The sequence below is a fragment of the Methyloceanibacter stevinii genome (genome assembly GCF_001723355.1).
GTDB lineage: Bacteria > Pseudomonadota > Alphaproteobacteria > Rhizobiales > Methyloligellaceae > Methyloceanibacter > Methyloceanibacter stevinii.
In genome coordinates, this window is record NZ_LPWE01000011.1 from 91,488 (window position 1) to 110,500 (window position 19,013).

The 19,013-nt window shown below is 64.3% G+C and carries 16 protein-coding genes and 2 pseudogenes; 12 read left to right on the top strand and 6 right to left on the bottom strand.

Going from position 1 to position 19,013, the window contains the following annotated elements; all coding sequences use genetic code 11:
- Window positions 1-106 precede the first annotated feature (106 nt).
- Together AUC70_RS07150 and AUC70_RS07155 are read left to right on the top strand one after the other, a co-directional pair.
- Window positions 107-340, top strand: coding sequence for a putative signal transducing protein (locus AUC70_RS07150; RefSeq protein WP_069444237.1), 234 nt, complete (start codon window positions 107-109; stop codon window positions 338-340).
- Window positions 312-1,118, top strand: a complete 807-nt coding sequence (locus tag AUC70_RS07155; protein ID WP_069444238.1) for a tRNA1(Val) (adenine(37)-N6)-methyltransferase — start codon at window positions 312-314, stop codon at window positions 1,116-1,118. The genes AUC70_RS07150 and AUC70_RS07155 overlap by 29 nt, the downstream gene beginning before the upstream one ends.
- A 120-nt stretch (window positions 1,119-1,238) precedes the next feature.
- Here AUC70_RS07155 and AUC70_RS07160 read toward each other — a convergent pair whose 3' ends face one another.
- Both AUC70_RS07160 and AUC70_RS07165 read right to left on the bottom strand, forming a co-directional pair.
- Window positions 1,239-1,580 carry a hypothetical protein gene (locus AUC70_RS07160; RefSeq protein ID WP_141702011.1) on the bottom strand — a complete coding sequence of 114 codons (342 nt, stop codon included), beginning with the start codon at window positions 1,578-1,580 and terminating at the stop codon, window positions 1,239-1,241.
- Window positions 1,581-1,783: 203 nt separating this feature from the next.
- Window positions 1,784-2,080, bottom strand: coding sequence for a hypothetical protein (locus tag AUC70_RS07165; RefSeq protein WP_069444240.1), 297 nt, complete (start codon window positions 2,078-2,080; stop codon window positions 1,784-1,786).
- A gap of 255 nt (window positions 2,081-2,335) precedes the next feature.
- Here AUC70_RS07165 and AUC70_RS18805 point away from each other — a divergent pair.
- The 9 genes and pseudogenes from AUC70_RS18805 (at window position 2,336) to AUC70_RS07210 (ending at window position 11,974) form a co-directional block, all read left to right on the top strand.
- Window positions 2,336-3,204: pseudogene (locus tag AUC70_RS18805) on the top strand (S49 family peptidase).
- Between the two features lie 4 nt (window positions 3,205-3,208).
- Window positions 3,209-3,406, top strand: coding sequence for a hypothetical protein (locus tag AUC70_RS07175; RefSeq protein ID WP_108681413.1), 198 nt, complete (start codon window positions 3,209-3,211; stop codon window positions 3,404-3,406).
- Window positions 3,407-3,561: 155 nt separating this feature from the next.
- On the top strand, window positions 3,562-4,473 hold the full coding sequence (locus AUC70_RS07180) for a glycine--tRNA ligase subunit alpha (RefSeq protein WP_069444600.1): 912 nt from the start codon (window positions 3,562-3,564) through the stop codon (window positions 4,471-4,473).
- The gene (locus AUC70_RS07185; protein ID WP_069444242.1) at window positions 4,470-4,895 is read left to right on the top strand and encodes a VOC family protein; all 426 of its coding nucleotides are present in this window, start codon (window positions 4,470-4,472) and stop codon (window positions 4,893-4,895) included. The genes AUC70_RS07180 and AUC70_RS07185 overlap by 4 nt, the downstream gene beginning before the upstream one ends.
- 6 nt (window positions 4,896-4,901) lie before the next feature.
- A complete protein-coding gene (gene glyS / locus AUC70_RS07190; protein WP_069444243.1) occupies window positions 4,902-6,953 on the top strand; it encodes a glycine--tRNA ligase subunit beta in 2,052 nt (683 codons plus the stop codon).
- Between the two features lie 3 nt (window positions 6,954-6,956).
- Complete coding sequence (locus tag AUC70_RS07195) at window positions 6,957-7,382, top strand: VOC family protein (protein ID WP_069444244.1); 426 nt, start codon at window positions 6,957-6,959, stop codon at window positions 7,380-7,382.
- The gene (locus AUC70_RS07200; RefSeq protein ID WP_069444245.1) at window positions 7,379-7,744 is read left to right on the top strand and encodes a gamma-glutamylcyclotransferase family protein; all 366 of its coding nucleotides are present in this window, start codon (window positions 7,379-7,381) and stop codon (window positions 7,742-7,744) included. Before AUC70_RS07195 ends, AUC70_RS07200 begins: the two co-directional genes overlap by 4 nt.
- Window positions 7,745-7,930: 186 nt before the next feature.
- Window positions 7,931-10,618, top strand: coding sequence for a pyruvate, phosphate dikinase (gene ppdK, locus AUC70_RS07205; protein ID WP_069444601.1), 2,688 nt, complete (start codon window positions 7,931-7,933; stop codon window positions 10,616-10,618).
- 294 nt (window positions 10,619-10,912) lie between these two features.
- Window positions 10,913-11,974: a cell wall hydrolase gene (locus AUC70_RS07210; protein ID WP_083241367.1), complete on the top strand. Its 1,062-nt coding sequence runs from the start codon at window positions 10,913-10,915 to the stop codon at window positions 11,972-11,974.
- Between the two features lie 33 nt (window positions 11,975-12,007).
- Here the strand turns inward: AUC70_RS07210 and nadC are convergent, their stop codons facing one another.
- From nadC to nadA, 3 genes are read right to left on the bottom strand one after another with little or no spacing between them, the layout of a single operon-like run.
- Entirely contained in the window at window positions 12,008-12,871 is an 864-nt protein-coding gene (gene nadC / locus AUC70_RS07215; RefSeq protein ID WP_069444247.1) for a carboxylating nicotinate-nucleotide diphosphorylase, read from the bottom strand.
- A gap of 45 nt (window positions 12,872-12,916) precedes the next feature.
- A complete protein-coding gene (locus AUC70_RS07220; RefSeq protein WP_069444602.1) occupies window positions 12,917-14,539 on the bottom strand; it encodes an L-aspartate oxidase in 1,623 nt (540 codons plus the stop codon).
- 33 nt (window positions 14,540-14,572) lie between these two features.
- On the bottom strand, window positions 14,573-15,589 hold the full coding sequence (gene nadA / locus AUC70_RS07225) for a quinolinate synthase NadA (RefSeq protein ID WP_083241368.1): 1,017 nt from the start codon (window positions 15,587-15,589) through the stop codon (window positions 14,573-14,575).
- 434 nt (window positions 15,590-16,023) lie between these two features.
- Between nadA and AUC70_RS07230 the strand changes: the two genes are divergently transcribed.
- Complete coding sequence (locus AUC70_RS07230) at window positions 16,024-17,520, top strand: L,D-transpeptidase scaffold domain-containing protein (protein WP_069444248.1); 1,497 nt, start codon at window positions 16,024-16,026, stop codon at window positions 17,518-17,520.
- Here AUC70_RS07230 and AUC70_RS07235 read toward each other — a convergent pair.
- Window positions 17,517-18,937, bottom strand: a pseudogene (locus tag AUC70_RS07235) (APC family permease). The gene AUC70_RS07230 and the pseudogene AUC70_RS07235 overlap by 4 nt on opposite strands.
- Window positions 18,938-19,013 lie beyond the last annotated feature (76 nt).

Sequence of the window (19,013 nt, forward strand, 5' to 3'; positions counted from 1 at the left end):
CTCTGGTGAAGGGTTTCGTTTCCTCCAGTGCGGAGGGCTTATAGCACTGTCGGCGGTCCGAAATGAAGAACCAGGCTGGGCCGACTTTTCGGGAGCGGTTGTGGCGATGAAAGAACTGATACGGTCGAACGATCCCGTGCTCATTTCATTTGTGAGCGCGCTCCTGAAAGAAGCGGGGATCGCCTTCACGGTGCTGGACACCAATATGAGCGTCATGGAGGGCTCGATCGGGGCATTGCCGCAACGTGTGCTGGTCGACGGGGGCTCGGTCGACAAGGCGCGTGCGCTGCTGACCGAGGCGGGCGTTGGAAATGATCTCGAGCGCGACAATCGGTCCTAACGGCTCCGTGGAGCCCGGAACGACCGCCGATGCCTTTCTCGGCGGACGGATCGAAATCCTTCAGTACAAGACGGGACACCGGGGCGGCAGCGATGCCGTTTTCCTGGCCGCGGCCGTGCCGGCGCGGGCCGGCGAAAGGGTGCTGGATGCGGGAACAGGCGCGGGCACCGCGGGCCTATGCCTCCTGGCCCGTGTGCCGGGCATCGATGTCGCCGGGGTCGAAATTGACAAAAGTCAGTGTGCCCTTGCGCGGCAGAATGCGGAGCGGAATCGCGTCAGCGACCGGTTTCGCGTGATCGAGGCCGACGTCACCGCGCCGGGCAAGGTTCTCGGCACGGCGGGACTCGTGCGCGAGGGTTATGACCAGGTCATCGCCAATCCACCCTTCTACGGCGCAGGCTCGGTCCGGGCGGCGGCGGACGCTTCGCGCGCCAGCGCCCATGTCATGCCGGATGGAGAGTTGGAGCGCTGGGTGCGGTTTCTGACCACAATGGCGGGCCCGCACGCGACACTGACCTTGATCCACAGGGCGGAGTCTCTCTGTCCGCTTCTCGAGGTCCTGAAAGACCGCTTCGGCGGCCTTGCCATCTACCCGCTGTTTCCCCGGCGCGGTGTCCCGGCGGCCCGCGTCATCGTCCAGGGGCGCAAGAACAGCCGTGCGAGCGCGCGTCTCCTGCCGGGGCTGGTGCTGCATGAAGATGGGGGCGCCTACACGGCGGAAGCCGAAGCCGTCTTGCGAAGCGGCGCTGCGCTCAATTTGGATGCGACCGGCGTATAGAGCCGCCACGGCAGCCACGGATACTCCCCGAAAAAGGCGAGGGCTGCCGCCATGGGGGGATCGGCGGCAGCCCCGCGAGTGCCCGGATCTAGGGAGGAGCCCCGGGCATGAGATGGCTGGCTAGACGCAGACCCTCACGTCCTTCCAAACCCATTTGCGGTAGGAGTTTCCCCGGCGGTCCCAGACCTTGATCGGGACCTTGCGCGGGGCGAGGTGGCAGTAGGACCGACCGCGGTAATCGAACCAGCCACGGCCGTAACGGTGATCGCGCTTCGCCCCGTGGTGGCCCCGATGGTGGCGATAGCGGCCGGCTTGGGGCCCGGGAACGTAGTTGTGCTCATAGCCGCCGCGACCGTGGCGGTCGTGGTCCTTGTGGCCGTGTCCGCCGTCGGAGCCCGCATAGGCGGCTGTCGCCCCGAACGCCACCAGCGTGGCTGCTGCAAGAAGAGTCGTTCTCAACATGGTTCTTACCTCTATTCCGGCGGCCGTCGGGCCGCTCCAAGTGCTCGGTCTCAAGTCCTCGGTCTTGAGAACAGGTCTTAGAGGTGAGGTGCTGAACCGTGGCTGAGAGCCGCGTTCATCGGCTATTCAGGCCGGAAAAACAAAAGGCCGGCCTCCGGTTAGGAGGCCGGCCTTTCGCCGGAGTGCGATACGGATTGGGAGAGCTATCGGTAGTACCAACGGCCCTGGGTCCGGTTTCGCCAATAAGGGTAGTAAGCGTAAGGGTAGGTGCCACAGCCGTAACGGGACCGGCAGTGCCGCGGCGGGTAATAGGCCGCGCGCGGCCGGACATAGCCGTAGCGGTCGGGTCCGACGAAGCGCCGGCCGCAATAACCGCTGCTGTAATAGCCGTTGCGCCAGACCTTGCGGCACAGGCCCGCCTCGGCCGGCTGCGGCGCAAGCGAGATACCGACAAACGCGACTGCCGCCGCCAAGCTCGCCAGGATCGCAAATTTTCTCAACTGAGGTGTCCTCCAAGGACCGGCGCTGCGTAGAGCCGGCTCGCCGCTTCGAGTGGGGCGCCCGCGATACACTAGTTGTATACCATCCAATTGGCACCGGCTCATGTCTGTTTGCAGAATCTGCTTAACGGGTGGGGTTAACCGGGTGGCGGGGCCTATTGCCCCGGTCTAGCCTTTATTGATCCCGATCTAGTGGACAACTCTTGATCTGAATAGGCCTGCGGGTACGGTGCGTTTATGAGCGAAAATGGTTTGATGACAGTCTTGAAATCCCTGCTGCCGAAGAGCTGGACCAAGCCCCGGCCTTTAGTCCCGGTTCTGCGCTTCAGCGGGCCCATTGGGATGAGCTCCCCGTTCAAGCAGGAACTCTCCCTGCCGACGGTCGCTGCCGCCATCGACAAGGCCTTCGGCATGCGTGGCGCGAAGGCGGTCGCCATTCAGATCAATTCGCCGGGCGGCGCTGCCGTCCAGTCGACGCTGATCCACAAGCGCATCCGCGCCCTCGCCGAGGAGAAGGACCTGAAGGTCTATACGTTCTGCGAGGATGTCGCGGCGTCGGGCGGCTACATGCTGTCGCTCGCGGGCGACGAGATCTATGCGGATCAAAGCTCGATCGTGGGCTCGATCGGCGTGATCGCCGCCGGCTTCGGCTTTCCCGGCCTGATGGAGAAGGTCGGTGTGGAGCGCCGCGTCTACACGGCGGGCAAGAGCAAGGACACGCTCGATCCGTTCTTGCCCGAGAAGCCGGCCGATGTGGAACGCATCAAGGCCATTCAGGTCGACGTGCACGAGGCCTTTATCGACATGGTGAAGTCGCGCCGGGGCGACAAGCTGACGAAGTCAGACGACGAACTCTTCACCGGCGCGTTCTGGTCCGGCAAGGTGGCGGCGGAACTCGGTCTCATCGACGGCCTGTCGGATTTGCGCACCAAGATGCGCGAAGTCTTCGGCGAGGACGTGCGTTTCAAGCTCGTCTCGACGGGCGGAGGCTTACTCCGGCGCAATAAGAAGTCGGTTTCGGCCGGGGCCGGTGGTTTCGAGCTCGGTGGGTGGCCGCAGGCTTCGCCGCCGATGTGATCTCCGCGATCGAGGCGCGCTCTCTCTGGTCGAGGTTCGGATTGTAGAACAATGCCCCAAGTTCTTCTATTGGCTGCAATCGGCGCGGGCCTGCTCTGGGTCCGGCGCTACTTCAAAAGGGAGCAGGAGCGCGTCCGGGCCGAATTGCGCAAGGCGCAGGAGGCGATGGAGCGGCGCGATATCGAGAGCGCCGTGCCGCTGGAAGAAGACCCCGTCACCGGCGTCTACCGCCCCAAGGAGCGCCCCTGACACTGAGATGAGTGCCGAGGGGAGCCCCGCGGGCCCGTAAACCGGAGCCCCGGCTTAACGCTGGCTCCTTCTTGGCTTCCATTGTCGGCTGCAACGCAATAGCGTGCGGCGGCAAACCTGCCCCGTCCCGAATCGAATATGTCCAAGCAAGACAAATCCGCGGAAGCGCCGCGCCGTCGTTCCAGGACCTCATTTTGAGGCTTCAGCGCTTCTGGGCCGACCAAGGCTGCGTCATCCTCCAGCCCTACGATATGGAGATCGGCGCCGGCACGTTTCATCCGGCCACCACGCTGCGGTCGCTGGGCCCGAAACCTTGGAGTGCGGCCTATGTTCAGCCCTCGCGGCGTCCCAAGGACGGCCGTTACGGCGAGAACCCCAACCGGCTCCAGCATTATTATCAGTTCCAGGTCATTCTAAAGCCGTCGCCGCCGGACATCCAGGACCTGTATCTGGAGAGCCTCGTGCGGCTAGGCATCGATCCCAAGAATCACGACATCCGCTTCGTGGAGGACGACTGGGAAAGCCCGACGCTCGGCGCTTGGGGGCTCGGCTGGGAAGTGTGGTGCGACGGCATGGAAGTTTCGCAGTTCACCTATTTCCAGCAGGTGGGCGGGTTCGATTGCGACCCGGTCTCTGGCGAACTGACCTACGGTCTCGAGCGTCTGGCGATGTATGTGCAGGGCGTGGACAATGTCTACGACCTGAACTTCAACGGCGGGGAAGGGGACGCCAAGGTCACCTATGGCGACATCTTCCTGCAGGCCGAACAGGAATACTCCCGGCACAATTTCGAGCACGCCAATACCGCGAAGCTGTTCGAGCATTTCCGCGACGCCGAAGCCGAGTGCAAGGCGCTGCTGGAGGCCGGCGAAAACGGGGGGCGGCATTTGATGGTGCTCCCGGCCTACGACCAGGCCATCAAGGCCTCCCATATCTTCAACCTTCTGGACGCACGCGGCGTGATCTCGGTCACCGAGCGTCAGGCGTACATTTTGCGCGTGCGCGATCTGGCCAAGGCCTGCTGCGCGGCCTGGCTCAAGACGGAAGCGGGCGGGGCGGCGGCATGACCACAGCCAAGGCCAAGATCTTGCAGCAAGCGCCCGTGCTGTTCGCGCGTGATCTCCCCAAGACGATCGCCTATTGGGCCGAGAAGGTCGGCTTCCGCACGCTCGGCGTCTGGGGCGAGCCGGCGGATTTCGCCATCGCCGCCCGCGACGCGGCCCACGTCATGCTGACCCAAATTCCCGAAGCGCGGGAGGTGGTTCCCCACTGGCACATCAAGGACAAGATGTGGAACGCCTATTTCTGGGTAGACGACGCACGCGCCATGTATGACGAGCTGACGGAGCGCGGCGCGCTTATCGACTACCATCTGGGCGAGAAGCCCTATGGCGTTCTTGAATTCGGAATCCAGGATCTTGACGACCACGACATCGGTTTCGGTCAAGACCTCGGTTTGGGTCAAGACCCCGCGCGGAAAGGAGCCTGACGCGCGATGGCTGAACTCCTGCTCGAATTCTTCTCCGAGGAGATCCCGGCGCGCATGCAGACCCGCGCGCAAGACGACCTTGCGCGCCTGCTGGACGACAAGCTCAAAGCCGCCGGTCTCGACTTCGATGCGATCAAGACCTTTGCCACACCGCGCCGCATCACCGCGGTGGTCGACGGTCTTCCCAAGCGCTCGCCTGACGTCAGCGAAGAGCGCAAGGGGCCGCGCGTCGGCGCACCCGACAAGGCCATCGAAGGGTTTCTGAAATCGGCCGGCCTCGGCTCCGTCGACGAAGCGGAGACCCGCGAAGACAAGAAGGGCAGCTACTACGTCGCGGTCATCGAGAAGCCGGGGCGCGACACCGCGGATGTGGTTGCAGAGATCGTCCCCGAGATCGTGAAGACGTTTCCGTGGCCGAAAGCCATGCGCTGGGGCGCCGGCAAGCTCCGCTGGGTGCGGCCGCTGCATTCCATTCTCTGCGTGCTGGGCGGCAAGGTCGTGGACTTCGAAGTCGACGGCATCAAGAGCGGCAAGAGCACGTGCGGCCATCGCTTCATGGCGCCGAAAGAGTTCGACGTGAAGAGCTTCGCCGATTACGAGGCGAAGCTGCGCAAGGCCTTCGTCATTCTCGACAGCGATGAGCGCGCCGCCAAGATCCAGGACGGCGCACGCGCGCGGGTCGGCGAGCATGGTTTCGCGCTCGTCGAGGACGCGGGGCTGCTTGCGGAAAACGCCGGTCTCACCGAATGGCCCGTGCCGCTCATGGGCGCCTTCGACGAAGAATTCTTGAGCGTGCCGCCGGAAGTGCTCGCCACCTCCATGAAGGCGCATCAGAAGTGCTTCTCCGTCTCGAAGGGGGATGACCTTGCCAACCGGTTCGTGCTCGTCGCGAACCTGGAGGCCGACGACGGCGGCACGTCCATCACCCAGGGCAATGAGCGCGTGATCGCGGCAAGACTGTCGGATGCGAAGTTCTTCTTCGATCAGGATCTTAAGGTCTCGCTCGAAACGCGCGTGCCGCAGCTCAAGGACATCACCTTCCATGAGAAGCTCGGCACCCAATACGAACGCGTACAGCGCATCTTCAAGCTGGCGCGGGATTTGGCGCCGCTGGTCGGCGCAGACGCTGAAGATGCGGAGCGCGCGGGCATTCTGTGCAAGGCCGATCTCGTGAGCGACATGGTCGGCGAGTTCCCCGAGCTACAGGGCACCATGGGCCGCTACTACGCGCTCGATCAGAACGAGCGGCCCTCCGTCGCCAATGCTATCGCGGATCACTACAAGCCGGTGGGACCAACGGACGACGTGCCGCGCGCGCCTGTCTCCATCGCGCTCGCGCTCGCCGACAAGCTCGACACGCTGGTGGGCTTCTGGGCCATCGACGAAAAGCCGACAGGCTCGAAGGATCCCTATGCGCTGCGCCGTGCGGCGCTCGGCGTCATCCGGATTATTCTAGAGAATGACGTACGGCTGCCGCTCCTGTCGCAAATTGAAGCGCAGTTGCCGACGGACGCGGCGGGCAAGGAAGAGACGGCGCGCAGCCTTCTGGACTTCTTCGCCGATCGCTTGAAAATCTATCTTCGCGACCAGGGCGCGCGGCACGATCTTGTCGACGCGGTGTTCGCGCTCGGCGGCGACGATTTGCTGATGATCGTGCGGCGGGTCGAAGCCCTCGGCCGTTTCCTCGATACGGACGACGGTGCGAACCTGCTCGCGGGCACCAAGCGCGCGGCGAACATCCTGCGTATCGAAGAGAAGAAGGACAAGAAGAGCTACGACGAAGCGCCCGACCCCGCGCTGCTCGAAGCGCCGGAAGAAAAGGCGCTGGCCAAGGCCGTGGACGATGTCGAAAAGGCCGCCGCAAAAGCTGTGCAAGACGAGGATTTCGAGGCCGCCATGTCCGCCATGGCGAAGTTGCGCGCGCCGGTCGATGCGTTCTTCGACACGGTCACGGTCAACGCGGACGATCCGAAACTGCGCGAGAACCGCTTGCGGCTCCTCAATCGTATCCGCAGCACGACAAAGACCGTCGCCGATTTCTCCAAGATCGCGGGTTAACCCATGCGTCCGCACATCAGCATGATCACACTCGGCGTTGGAGACATTGCCGATGCGACGGCGTTCTACGAGCGGCTGGGTTTCAAGCGGTCGAGCCAGAGTCAGGAAGCAGTGACGTTCATGCAGGCCGGTGCCGTGGTGCTAGGGCTTTTCGGCCGCGATGCTCTCAAAGACGACGCCAAGGCCGACGGCATCTGGACCGGAAACGGCGGCACGGCCATCGCCATGAACTGCGCCGATGAGGCGCAGGTCGACGCCATGATGGCGCAAGCCGAGGCGGCCGGCGCACACATCCTCAAGCCCGCCGAGAAGGTATTCTGGGGCGGCTACAGCGGCTATTTCGCCGACCCGGACGGCCATGCCTGGGAGGTCGCCCACAATCCGTTCTGGCCGCTGGACGAAACCGGCCGCGTCGAGTTACCCGCGTGAGTAACAAGGCCGATACCGAACCCGGCCACATCTTCGTCTACGGGACGTTGCGCCAGGGCAGCAATCATCCGATGGCACGGCGTCTCTCGGCGCAGGCGCGTTATGTGGGCCAGGCCCGTGCAAACGGCAGGCTCTACGACATGGGCTGGTACCCGGCCGCGATGTTCGACGAGAGCGCGCCGACACGCATCATCGGCGATGTGTTCGCCTTGCCGCCGGGCGAGCGCCTTCTCGCGGAACTCGACGCCTATGAGCATGGCGATCCGAACTACGCGCGCATCCCCCTCGAAGTGTCGCTGGTCGGCACCGGCACGGTCCTGGTTTGGACCTACGGCGTGTCCAAACCGCCGAACAGCGCGTGATCCCCGGGGGCGATTTTTTGACCCATTGGAACGCCAAGTCGCGGCGTCCCATCCGGCCCTAACTGCGCGCACCTAAACTCGCGCGCACCCTACGTCGATTTGCCCGTTTGTGTGCGATGCGCTGGGCGGGCTAAAAGAAGGGGCGGACCGGGCAATCAACGACGAATGACAGGAGGCGAGGCCGAGATGGCGGAACAGACGCCCAAATGGGTGTACAGCTTCGGCGGTGGACACGCCGATGGCTCCGCCGCGGACAAGGATCGTCTCGGCGGCAAGGGCGCACACCTTGCCGAGATGTCGCGTATCGGCCTGCCCGTTCCCCCTGGTTTCACCATCGCCACGGATATGTGCGCGGCCTATTACGAGAACGGCCGCAAGCTCCCCGACGCGCTGAGACCCATGGTGGACGAGGCGCTTGTCCAGATGGCGTCCTACACCGGCGCGCATTTCGGCGATGTCGAGCATCCGCTGCTCGTGTCGGTGCGCTCCGGCGCACGCGCGTCCATGCCCGGCATGATGGACACGGTTCTCAATCTCGGCCTCAACGACGAAACCGTCGAAGGGCTTGCCCGCCGCACCGGAGAGCGGCGCTTCGCCTACGACACCTATCGGCGCTTCATCCAGATGTACGCCGATGTGGTGCTTGGCGTGGATCACGGCTTGTTCGAGGATATCCTCGAGAACTACAAGGCGCTGAAGGGCTACGAACTCGATCCCGAACTTCAGGCGGAGGATTGGATCGAGATCGTCGCCCGCTTCAAGTCGCTGGTCGAAAAGGAGTTGGGCCTGCGGTTCCCGCAAAGCCTCCGCGACCAGCTTTGGGGCGCGATCGCCGCCGTGTTCGGGTCCTGGCAGAACGCGCGGGCTATCGCCTACCGGCGGCTTCACGACATTCCGGACGATTGGGGCACCGCCGTCACTGTCCAGACCATGGTGTTCGGCAATAAGGGCGACAACAGCGCCACCGGCGTCGTGTTCACGCGCAATCCCTCGACCGGTGAGAACGAACTGTTCGGCGAGTTTCTCTTGAATGCGCAGGGCGAGGACGTTGTTGCGGGCCTCCGCACGCCCCAGCCCTTGACCAAGCAAGCCAGCGCCGCCAACGGCAATGGCAAGGTCTCTCTCGAAGAGGCGATGCCGGAGGCCTTTGCCAAGCTGAAGCACAATTGCGCCGCCCTGGAACGGCATTTCCGCGACCTGCAGGACATCGAGTTCACGATCGAGGCGGGCGAACTCTTCATGTTGCAGACCCGCGCCGGTAAGCGCTCCACGCAGGCCGCGCTGAAGATCGCCGTCGATATGGCGGGCGAAGGCATCATCACCCAGGAAGAAGCCGTGATGCGGATCGACCCGGCGCATCTCGACCAGCTGCTGCATCCGACGCTCGATCCCAACGCGGACATGACGGTGCTGGCGAAGGGGCTGCCCGCATCGCCGGGCGCCGCGTCCGGTGAGATCGTCTTCGATGCGGACGAAGCGGTCCATCTGAAGAGCCAGGGGCACACGGTCATTCTGGCGCGCATCGAGACCTCGCCCGAGGACGTGCAAGGGATGCATGCGGCCGCGGGCATCCTGACCACCCGTGGGGGTATGACGAGCCACGCCGCCGTGGTGGCGCGCGGCATGGGACGGCCCTGCGTGGCCGGTGTCGCCGCGGCTCATATCGATCTCGAACGCGAAACGTTGGAAGCGTCGGGCGTCGTCTTGCGTAAGGGCGATATCGTCACCATCGACGGGTCTTCCGGAAAGATCATCAAAGGGCGCGTGACCATGCGGCAGCCCGATCTGTCGCCCGACTTCGCCACGCTGATGGAATGGGCCGACGGTCTGCGGCGCATGGAAGTGCGCGCGAACGCCGATACGCCGGCCGACGCCGGCATGCACCGGGACTTCGGCGCCGAGGGGATAGGCCTGTGCCGGACCGAGCACATGTTCTTCCAGGACAATCGCATCGTCGCCATGCGCGAGATGATCCTGGCGGAAACGAAGGAGGCGCGCCGCGCGGCGCTCGCCGAGCTCCTGCCGGAGCAGCGGCAAGACTTCATGGCGCTCTTCAAGATCATGAAGGGACTGCCGGTGACGATCCGGCTCTTCGATCCGCCTCTCCACGAGTTCCTGCCGCACGAGGAAGACGCGATTGCCGATGTGGCGGAAGCCATGGGGGTGGAAATCGCACGTCTCAGCCGCCGCATCGCCGTTCTCAGCGAATTCAACCCCATGCTCGGTCAGCGCGGAGCGCGTCTGCTCGTCTCCTATCCGGAGATTGTCGACATGCAGGCTCGGGCGATCTTCGAGGCCGCCATCGAGTCCGGGAAGGAGCTGCACGACCGCGTCCGTCCCGAGATCATGGTGCCGCTCGTGGCCACCAAGCGGGAACTCGACCTCATCAAGGAGCGCATCGCCGAGACGGCGCGTGCGGTGGAGAAGGAACGCGAGACGACGCTCGCCTTTCAGGTCGGATCCATGGTGGAACTGCCCCGCGCCTGTCTCGTCGCCGGCGAGATCGCGGAGTCGGCGGAGTTTTTCTCCTTTGGAACCAATGACCTAACCCAGACTACGTTCGGCCTCAGCCGCGACGATGCGGGCCGTTTCCTTGGGGAATACGCCGACAAAGGGATCATTAACCACGATCCATTTATGACGCTCGACGCTGCGGTCGGCGAGCTCATGGAAATCGGCGTGGAACGCGGCCGGGCCGTCCGCCCGGACCTCAAGATCGGCATTTGCGGCGAACACGGCGGCGACCCGGAAACCATTGGTTTTTGCGAGAAAATTGGGCTGACTTACGTGTCCTGTTCGCCCTATCGGGTGCCCGTCGCGCGCCTTGCCGCGGCCCAGGCAGCCGTGAAAAACCCTGCAGTAACGGATCGTTAGCCAGTCTGCGCCGAAAGTGTTGGGCGTTGCCGATATGCACAGATTGATCTAGAATAATCACTGCTCGTTAAGGCAAACAACGGGGTCCGGGCTCAATCCGGCAGGGGGGGCTTTGCACCGACTTTCCGTCGGTGATCTTCCAGCCAGCAGCTTGGAAAATTTTGGGGATACCCTAGGGAACGCGTGGTTCGTCCGCACGTTTGAACGGGGTAAGAAGTTTCGGAGGCTTACCAGGGGGATGCTCGCCAAGGCGGGCAGCTGGCAAGTCGGCCGTACGGGGATCTTGGAGGGATAATGGGCCGACGCTCGTTTCGTCGGATGTGGTACGCCGCCGCTGCGCTCGTATCGCTCCCGTCAATCGGTGTGGGTTATGCAGCCGCATACGGCAGCCTGTTTGGCGCCGAGGTTGAGCTGTACCTGCCCGCTCCCGGCACTATTTCCAACGCAATTCGAACCGAAGACGACGCCGAGCCCAGAGAGGTTTCGACTGCCGCCGCCCGTCTGTTCTACGAAGACGGTAAGGGTCCTCGCGCGGATCGCTTTGCGGTTTCCGCCTCGAAGCCGGCCAGGGCCTCGATCATGGCCAGCATCGCGAAGTTGCCTGCGCTGCCCGGGTTCTTCACCGAGAAAAAGGACGATGAGGGCGGGGCCGTCATTCCCGTCGCGTTCGTCCCGTCGCAGCAGGATCAAGACATCGGCAGCGCCGTCCTCCCGACGGCGGGTTATGCGGCGCTCTTCGATGCCAGCTACGAGGTCGACGGTTTCCGTCCCGATCCCTATGACATCGCTTATCGTCCCTCGGAGGAAGCTCTGAAGTTCCGCTACAAGGGCGAGACCCAGGCCGAGTTCGAAGAACGCGAGCGCCATTGTCTGGCCACCGCCATTTATTTCGAAGCGCGGGGTGAGCCGCTCAAGGGGCAGATTGCCGTATCGCAGGTGATCTTGAACCGCGTCCGCAGCCCGAAGTTCCCGCAGACGATCTGCGGCGTCGTCTACCAAGGGCAGCACCGCAAAGGGTGCCAATTCTCCTTTACCTGTGACGGCCATTCCGACAATCCGCGTGACAAGGCCCTTTGGGCGCGCGCGCAAGAGCTCTCCAAGAGCTTCATGGCGGGCGAGCATTGGCTTCCGGAAGTCGGCTACTCGACCTTCTACCATGCGGACTATGTGCGGCCGCGCTGGTCGTACCGCATGAACAAGATCGATAAGATCGGCCGGCACATTTTCTACAAGAAGCGCGGCGAGCAGCCCTACCTGGTCGAGGCCTCCCTTACCGATGAATCGGGGACAGAGGCGACGCCGAGGGTAGCGACGACTTGCCGACGACGTCCCTTGCCTGGGCCGTGCAAGCCGTGACCGGGTCCGTCGATGCAGTTACCGGAACGAGCGCTACCGCTCCCACTCAAGTGATGAGTCTAGGTTACGGGGCGAGTGAGTAAGGGCTCCGACTGAGATCAGGTCGACGCCCGTCCGCGCGATTGCCGCGACACTCTCCAGCGTGACACCACCCGACGCTTCGGTCACCACCTTACCCTCTACGATTTCCACGGCCTCTTTGAGGGTCGCCAGATCCATATTGTCCAGCAACACCGCGTCGATCGGGTAGGCGAGCGCCTCCCGCAGCTGGTCGATCGTATCCACTTCCACTTCGATCTTGACCATATGACCGCCGCGCGCGCGCAAGTGTGAGAGCGCCGCGCCGATCCCGCCGGCCGCGGCGATGTGGTTGTCCTTGACCAGCACCGCGTCATAGAGGCCGAAACGGTGGTTCACGCCGCCACCGCAGCGCACCGCGTATTTCTCCAGCCCCCGCAAACCGGGCGTCGTCTTGCGGGTGTCGGCGATCCGCGCGCCGGTGCCGTCTACCGCCGCGACATAGGCGGCCGTCAGCGTCGCGATTCCGCACAGGCGCCCGAGGAAGTTCAGCGCCGTGCGCTCGCCCGTAAGCAGCGCCCGCGTCCGGCCTTCCACCCGGGCGATGGCCGCGTCTGCCTCGGCCGCATCGCCGTCGTTCACGAGCCGTTCGAAAACCACATCCGCATCGAGCGCACGGAACGCCGCTTCCGCGAAATCGAGACCCGCAATGCAGGCCGGCTCGCGGACGACAATCGCGGCAGCGCCGCGCGCATCGGCGGGAATAATGGGATCCGTGGTGATGTCGCCCGCGAGGCCGAGGTCCTCTTCGAGCGCGTCGCGCACGGCCTTCTCGACGAGGTGCCGCGGCAGCGGCGTAACGGGTTCCGGGGTATTCATGAGACGCCCCTCAAGGTGCGATGTTCGCTTGCGCGGGAGCTGGGTCTAGCCCTGGCTGACGACGCGCAGACGCGGCGGACTGGCGATGCCGGCGGCCTCGCGGGCAAACTCGTCGGCCTGCTCCAGGGTCAGGAAGCTCCGCCGGGCCTGAGCCTCGTCGGGCGCAGGATAGTCGCTGCGGAAATTCGCCCCGCGGCTTTCGGTCCGGGCGAAGGCAGCCGTGGCCACGAACTTGGCCGTCGTCAGCATGTTCGCAAGCTGCGGATCGCCTTCGTTCTCGCGCTCGAGAGCGATGATTGTCCCGAGGGCCTCCGACAGTCCGTCAGCGTCGCGAACAACACCCACATTGGCCGACATGGTTTCGCGGAGCGTCCGCTCGGCCTGGCTGTTGCGATAGATGCCGCCGCTGGCGCGCGCGACCGCGTGCAGATCCTGAGGCGGCAGGGGTGGCAGGCCAGCGGTGATGTCCTCCGCGACACGGGCGCCGAACACGACGGCCTCGAGAAGCGAGTTCGAGGCAAGACGGTTCGCGCCGTGCGCGCCCGTCGAGGTTACCTCGCCGCAGGCCCACAAGCCGTCGACGGTGCTGCGTCCCTGTACGTCCACCAGAATGCCGCCCATGTGATAGTGCGCCGCCGGCGCCACCGGGATGGGCTCCTGTGCCGGGTCGATCCCCGCCGAGCGGCAGGTCGACGCGACCGTGGGAAACTTCTCTGCGATACCGGGACCGATCGGACGGCAATCGAGAAACGCGCCGCGCCCGCTCACGACCTCGCGATGGACGGCGCGCGCGACCACGTCACGCGGGCCGAGTTCGGCATCCTCGTGAACGGCGCGCATGAAACGCTCGCCCTTGCGGTTGACGAGCAGCGCGCCCGCGCCCCGAAGCGCTTCGGTGGCGAGCGGCGCCGGATCGCGGCCGATATCGATCGCGGTGGGGTGGAATTGCACGAATTCCGCATCGGCAATCACTGCGCCGGCGCGCGCCGCGATGGCGACACCTTCGCCACGCGCCTCGACCGGATTGGTGGTGACCGAGTAAAGGTGACCGGCGCCGCCAGTCGCGAGCACCACCGCCCGCGCGGGCAGGACAAAGGTGTCCGTTTGAGCTTCCTCCATGGTAGGCGCAAGGACGATGCCCCGGACGCGTCCCTTGTGGACGACCAAATCGCGTGCGGCCACGCCCTCGAGCACGGTGATCGACGGCGTCTTGCGCACCGCGGCGATGATGGCGCTCATGATGGAACGGCCGGCAGTGTCCCCTTTGACATGCAGGATGCGATTGGTGCCGTGTGCGGCCTCGTGGCCGAAGGTCAGCTTGCCTTCGAGGTCCTTGTCGAAGGGCACGCCGTAGCGCAGCAGATCCTCGATCCGGGCCCGGGCCTCTCGTGCCATCAGAAGCGCCACCGCCTCATCGACGAGCCCAGCCCCGGCGCGCACCGTGTCGGCCGCATGGTCTTCGGGCGTGTCGCCTTCGGACAGCGCGGCCGCGATACCGGCTTGCGCCCAGACGCTGGACGCGCCTTCGCCGATCGGTGCGGGCGAGATGACGGTGACGTTCAGCGGCGCAAGCTTGAGGGCCGTGAACAGACCCGCAAGACCGGCGCCGACGACAACCACGCTGTCAGCGGCGTTTCTCGGCACAAAGGATGGTCTGCCGTTCGTCATCGCTGTCCTTTCGACGTCGTACTGACGCACACGCTAGTGGTTGAGATTGATCATCCGCTCGACGGCGGCGCGGGCGGCTTCCACCACGGCCGGATCGACGGTCACCTCTTCCTTCATGAAGATGAGGCTATCGAGGATCTTCGGCAGCGTGATGCGCTTCATATGCGGGCAGAGATTACAGGGCCGCACGAACTGGGTGTTCGGCGCTTCGACCGCGACGTTGTCGCTCATGGAGCACTCGGTCACGAGCAGCACCTTGGAAGGCTGGTTGTCCTCGACCCATTTGATCATGCCGGAGGTCGAACCCGTGAAGTCGGACTCGTCGATCACCTCGGGCGGACACTCGGGGTGCGCGATGATCTTCACGCCCGGGTCGCTTTCGCGATAGGCGCGAAGCTCCTCGGCGGTGAAGCGCTCATGCACTTCGCAGTGACCCTTCCAGGTGATGATCTCCACATCCGTCTGGGTCTGAACCCATTTGGCGAGAAACTCGTCGGGGATCATGATCACCCGTTTCGCGCCGAGGGACTCGACCACGCGCACGGCGTTCGACGACGTGCAGCAGATATCGGACTCGGCTTTCACGTCCGCCGACGTGTTCACATAGGTGACCACCGGAACGCCGGGATAGGCTTCGCGCAATGCACGGACATCCTCGCCCGTGATCGACTCCGCCAGCGAACAGCCGGCGCGGCTATCGGGGATCAGAACCTTCTTGTCGGGATTGAGCAGCTTCGACGTCTCCGCCATGAAGTGCACGCCGCACTGAACGATCACCTCGGCATCGGCCTTCGCGGCCTCGCGCGCGAGCTGCAAAGAGTCGCCGACCACGTCGGCCACGCAATTGTAGATCTCCGGTGTCATATAGTTATGCGCCAGGACCACCGCGTCGCGGACCTGCTTCAGATCGTTGATGGCTTTCACGTAAGGCGCGAATTGAGGCCATTCGACAGGCGGAATCACGCGCGCGACACGCTCATACAGATGCGCGGTCTCGCGGGCCACTTCGGGCGTATACGTAAGATCGGGAACGAGCTCGGAAGGCAGCACGGCCTGTGCCTTGGCCTCCCAGCCTCACTCCCAATTTGAACGGATTCCATCGCTATCGGCCTCCTGATAATATACTCAATATGAGTATATATAGGGTGTAAAAAGGTCCGGCTCAAGGCCGGCGCGTTTCCTCGACCGCGCACATCAGCGCTATTCTCATACTGAGTATAGCATTTTATCCTTATTCTTCAAGGCGTCGCTGCTTTGCACAATTTTCGTGGGGCCTATCAAGACGTTACTCCGAGGCCCCGAAAAACCGCCGCGGGCGAGGGATAGGCGGATAGACCAGTTGTGGTTGGCAGATAGGGGCATCCCGGATTACCCTGAAGGCGGCAAGCGGGGACTGTAGGATGCGTGGGCATGCTTCATTCGCGATCCTTAAACGGCTGGGGCCATGCGCCCTCGCGCTCCCGCTCGGCCTCCTGATAATTGCATTGCCGCAGCCCTCTCGCGCGGACGACACCGTCATTCTCGAAATACCCGATCACCCGGGCGCCGGCACGGTTGACGTGCAGGTCGAGGAAGAAGACGCCGAGCCGCCGGCGGAAGAATTGATGATCGCCGATGCGATCAAGGTGCAGCTCAACAAGCCCAGCCTCCAAAAAGGACAGCATGCGGACGATATCGCAGCGCTCACGGAATTTTATCGGACCCGAACCGGCCCTGCATTGTGGCTCACGACCGCTGGGTTCTCGGAGCGCGGCGCTGCGCTGCTGGAGCTCATTGGAAAAGCGGATAGCTGGGGACTCGACCCAACCGCTTTTCCCGTGCCGCCGAAAGACTACAAGCCCGGCACGGCGGAGGATCAGGCGGCCACGGAATTGGCGATCAGCCTCGCCGCGTTGAAATATGCCCGCGCGGCCCGCGGTGGCCTCACCGACCCGAAGAGCATCAACCCGCTCTACGGCCACAGTCCCGCGGTTCGCCCGCCGGCCGAGGTGCTCAAGGAACTTTCCACCGCCTCCGCGCCGGATGAGGTGCTTCTGGAGCTTCATCCAAAACACGAACAGTTCGTCCGGCTGCGCAAGGCGCTCGCCAATGCCAAGTCCGAGAACGAGGACCTGCTCCTGCGGCGGAACATGGATCGTTGGCGCTGGATGCCAGAAGACCTCGGCGCGACCTACGTTTGGCTGAACATTCCCGAGTTCATGGTGTACGCGGTCGAAGACGGCAAGACGGTCGAGTCCGAAAAGGCCATCGTCGGCGCCACGGGGTCGCCGACCCCGGTGCTTTCGGCGGACATGACGGAGATCGTGTTCAATCCGGAACGCATCGTGCCATCCGCCGTGATCCGCCGGGACGTGCTGCCCAAGCTGCGGGGCAGCGGGTCGTTCTTCGGCGGTACCGCCAACACGGTTCTGGATCAATACGGCATCACGGTGAAGAAGGGCGGCAAGACTGTCGACCCCAAGACGATCGACTGGAGGAAAGCCAACCTGTCCGGTCTCACCTTTGTGCAGAAGCCCGGCCGGACGAACATCATGGGCAACGTGCAGTTCCTCTATCCGAATGACCGGAAGGTCTTCATGCGGGCCACGACGTTCGGCGGCAAGTTCGCCCGTGACAACCGCGCCGATGGCGCCAAGGACCCACGTGTCGACAACGCGGAAGAACTTGCCGCGCGTATCCTGGCCGCCAGCAATGACACCAGCAGCGCGACCGTCCGTCAGCAAATCGCAAGCGGCAGGACGAGCCGGGTTAGCCTCAAGAAGCCGATCCCGGTGCACATGACCTATTTCACGGCCGTGGTCGGTGACGATGGCACGGTGAAGACGTTCGGCGACGTCTACGAACTGGACAATCTTCCGGCGGCAGCCCCGGCGCCGGCCGAAGATGCCTCGTCCGCTCCAGCGGCGGGTGCGCCGTCCAGCGACGCGCCCGAGTCCGCGCGCAAGCCGATCAACGGCAGCCTTGCGACCACGAGCCCCTAAGCGCTTTTCGTAGACGCTTCCGCGTCGGCCGCGTCCTCGCCAATTTCGCTGATGGCTTCGGGGTCGAGCCACCGCATCAGCAGGTAGATCAGGAAAGATGCGAGCAGGAGCCCCCCGGCTATGGCGGGGGCTTCCCAGTCGCCGCTCGACACGCGCACGACGATCAACCCGAGGCAGACGAGGAACCCCAGCGCCGGAATGATGCGCGGGATCTCGAAGCGGCCCGGCGGCTCGCCTTTGCGCCCCTTTAAGATGAACAGCGAACCGTTCACGACCGCGAACACGGTGAGCAGCAGCAGCACCGTGGCGGCGGCCAGCTCGGCGATCGTGCCCACAAGGGCCAGCGGCACCAGGATCAAGAACAAGACCAGGATCGCGATATGGGGTGTGCGGCGCTGGCGGTGCACCTTGCCCAGGTGATCGGGCAGGAGGTTCTGCCGCGCCATGCCATAGAGCAGGCGCGAGGACGTGACGAAATTCACCAACCCTGTGTTGGCGACGGCGAAGATGGTGATAGCCGTAAACAGGATGGGTGGAACAATCGGTGCCGCGCGCGCCATGACCTCGGTGATCGGTCCGGGCGCCGCGGCGAGTTCGTCCCAGGGCACCACCGACACGGCTGTGATCGCCACGGCAATGTAAACGACAGCGGCGATCACCATGCCGATATCAGCCCGAATGGGATCGTCGTCTCCGGCTCGCGCACTTCCTCGGCGACGTTGTACATGTCCTCGAAGCCGATAAAGGCGAAGAAGGCAAGCACGGCGCCTTGAATGACGATCAGGAACGTCAAGTCGCCATCCGCGACGGGGGGCGTTTCGAAATAGTCGACCGAGCCCCAATAGGGCAGTCCCACCGCCACCACGAGAAGAAGGCCGGCGACGGACACGACCGTGCACAGCACGTTCACCCACATGGCTTCCTGGATGCCGCGGAAGATGATCGCGGTCGTCCCGAACAGGTAGCACAGGGCGATGGCGGCGACGGGCAGGCCGTTCAGGCCGAAAAGCTCGAGGAAGTTCGCGCCGAACACGCGGGATTGTGTGGCGATCGACGTCAGTCCCGAACAGACCAGCGCCAGTCCGACCATGAAGCTCAGAAGCGGAAAGCCGTAAGCCCGTTGCGCCACGTAGACGGCGCCCGCCGCGCGCGGATAGCGCGAGCCGAGCGAGGCGTAGGACAAGGCCGTCAGCAGGGCGGCGACGAGCGCGACGACGAAGGCGAGCCAAACGGCGTTGCCGACTTCGCCCGCGGCCTTGCCGATCAGGCCGTATATCCCAGCGCCCAGCATGCTGCCGAGCCCATACAGCGCCATCTGAACCGGTCCGATCGACCGGTTCAGTGTCGGGCCGCTCTCTTGCTCGGGTGTGGTCAGGTCATCCCCCATAGTCCGTTCAGTACCATGGGCTTGCGGCATCGCCTATGACGGCGTGTGCCTGCCCCAGTCGCGGGCCGCACGTCGCGAGCTTGCTTGGCCAAACGGCTGCGCGTGC

What these genes read in the sequence shown, in the direction of transcription:
- AUC70_RS07160 (WP_141702011.1), bottom strand. Translation starts at nt 1,580, where the DNA reads ATGTTGAGAACGACTCTTCTTGCAGCAGCCACGCTGGTGGCGTTCGGG.
- ppdK (WP_069444601.1), top strand. Translation starts at nt 7,931, where the DNA reads ATGGCGGAACAGACGCCCAAATGGGTGTACAGCTTCGGCGGTGGACAC.
- AUC70_RS07220 (WP_069444602.1), bottom strand. Translation starts at nt 14,539, where the DNA reads ATGACGAACGGCAGACCATCCTTTGTGCCGAGAAACGCCGCTGACAGC.
- AUC70_RS07210 (WP_083241367.1), top strand. Translation starts at nt 10,913, where the DNA reads ATGGGCCGACGCTCGTTTCGTCGGATGTGGTACGCCGCCGCTGCGCTC.
- AUC70_RS07195 (WP_069444244.1), top strand. Translation starts at nt 6,957, where the DNA reads ATGCGTCCGCACATCAGCATGATCACACTCGGCGTTGGAGACATTGCC.
- AUC70_RS07175 (WP_108681413.1), top strand. Translation starts at nt 3,209, where the DNA reads ATGCCCCAAGTTCTTCTATTGGCTGCAATCGGCGCGGGCCTGCTCTGG.
- AUC70_RS07185 (WP_069444242.1), top strand. Translation starts at nt 4,470, where the DNA reads ATGACCACAGCCAAGGCCAAGATCTTGCAGCAAGCGCCCGTGCTGTTC.
- AUC70_RS07155 (WP_069444238.1), top strand. Translation starts at nt 312, where the DNA reads ATGATCTCGAGCGCGACAATCGGTCCTAACGGCTCCGTGGAGCCCGGA.
- glyS (WP_069444243.1), top strand. Translation starts at nt 4,902, where the DNA reads ATGGCTGAACTCCTGCTCGAATTCTTCTCCGAGGAGATCCCGGCGCGC.
- AUC70_RS07150 (WP_069444237.1), top strand. Translation starts at nt 107, where the DNA reads ATGAAAGAACTGATACGGTCGAACGATCCCGTGCTCATTTCATTTGTG.
- nadC (WP_069444247.1), bottom strand. Translation starts at nt 12,871, where the DNA reads ATGAATACCCCGGAACCCGTTACGCCGCTGCCGCGGCACCTCGTCGAG.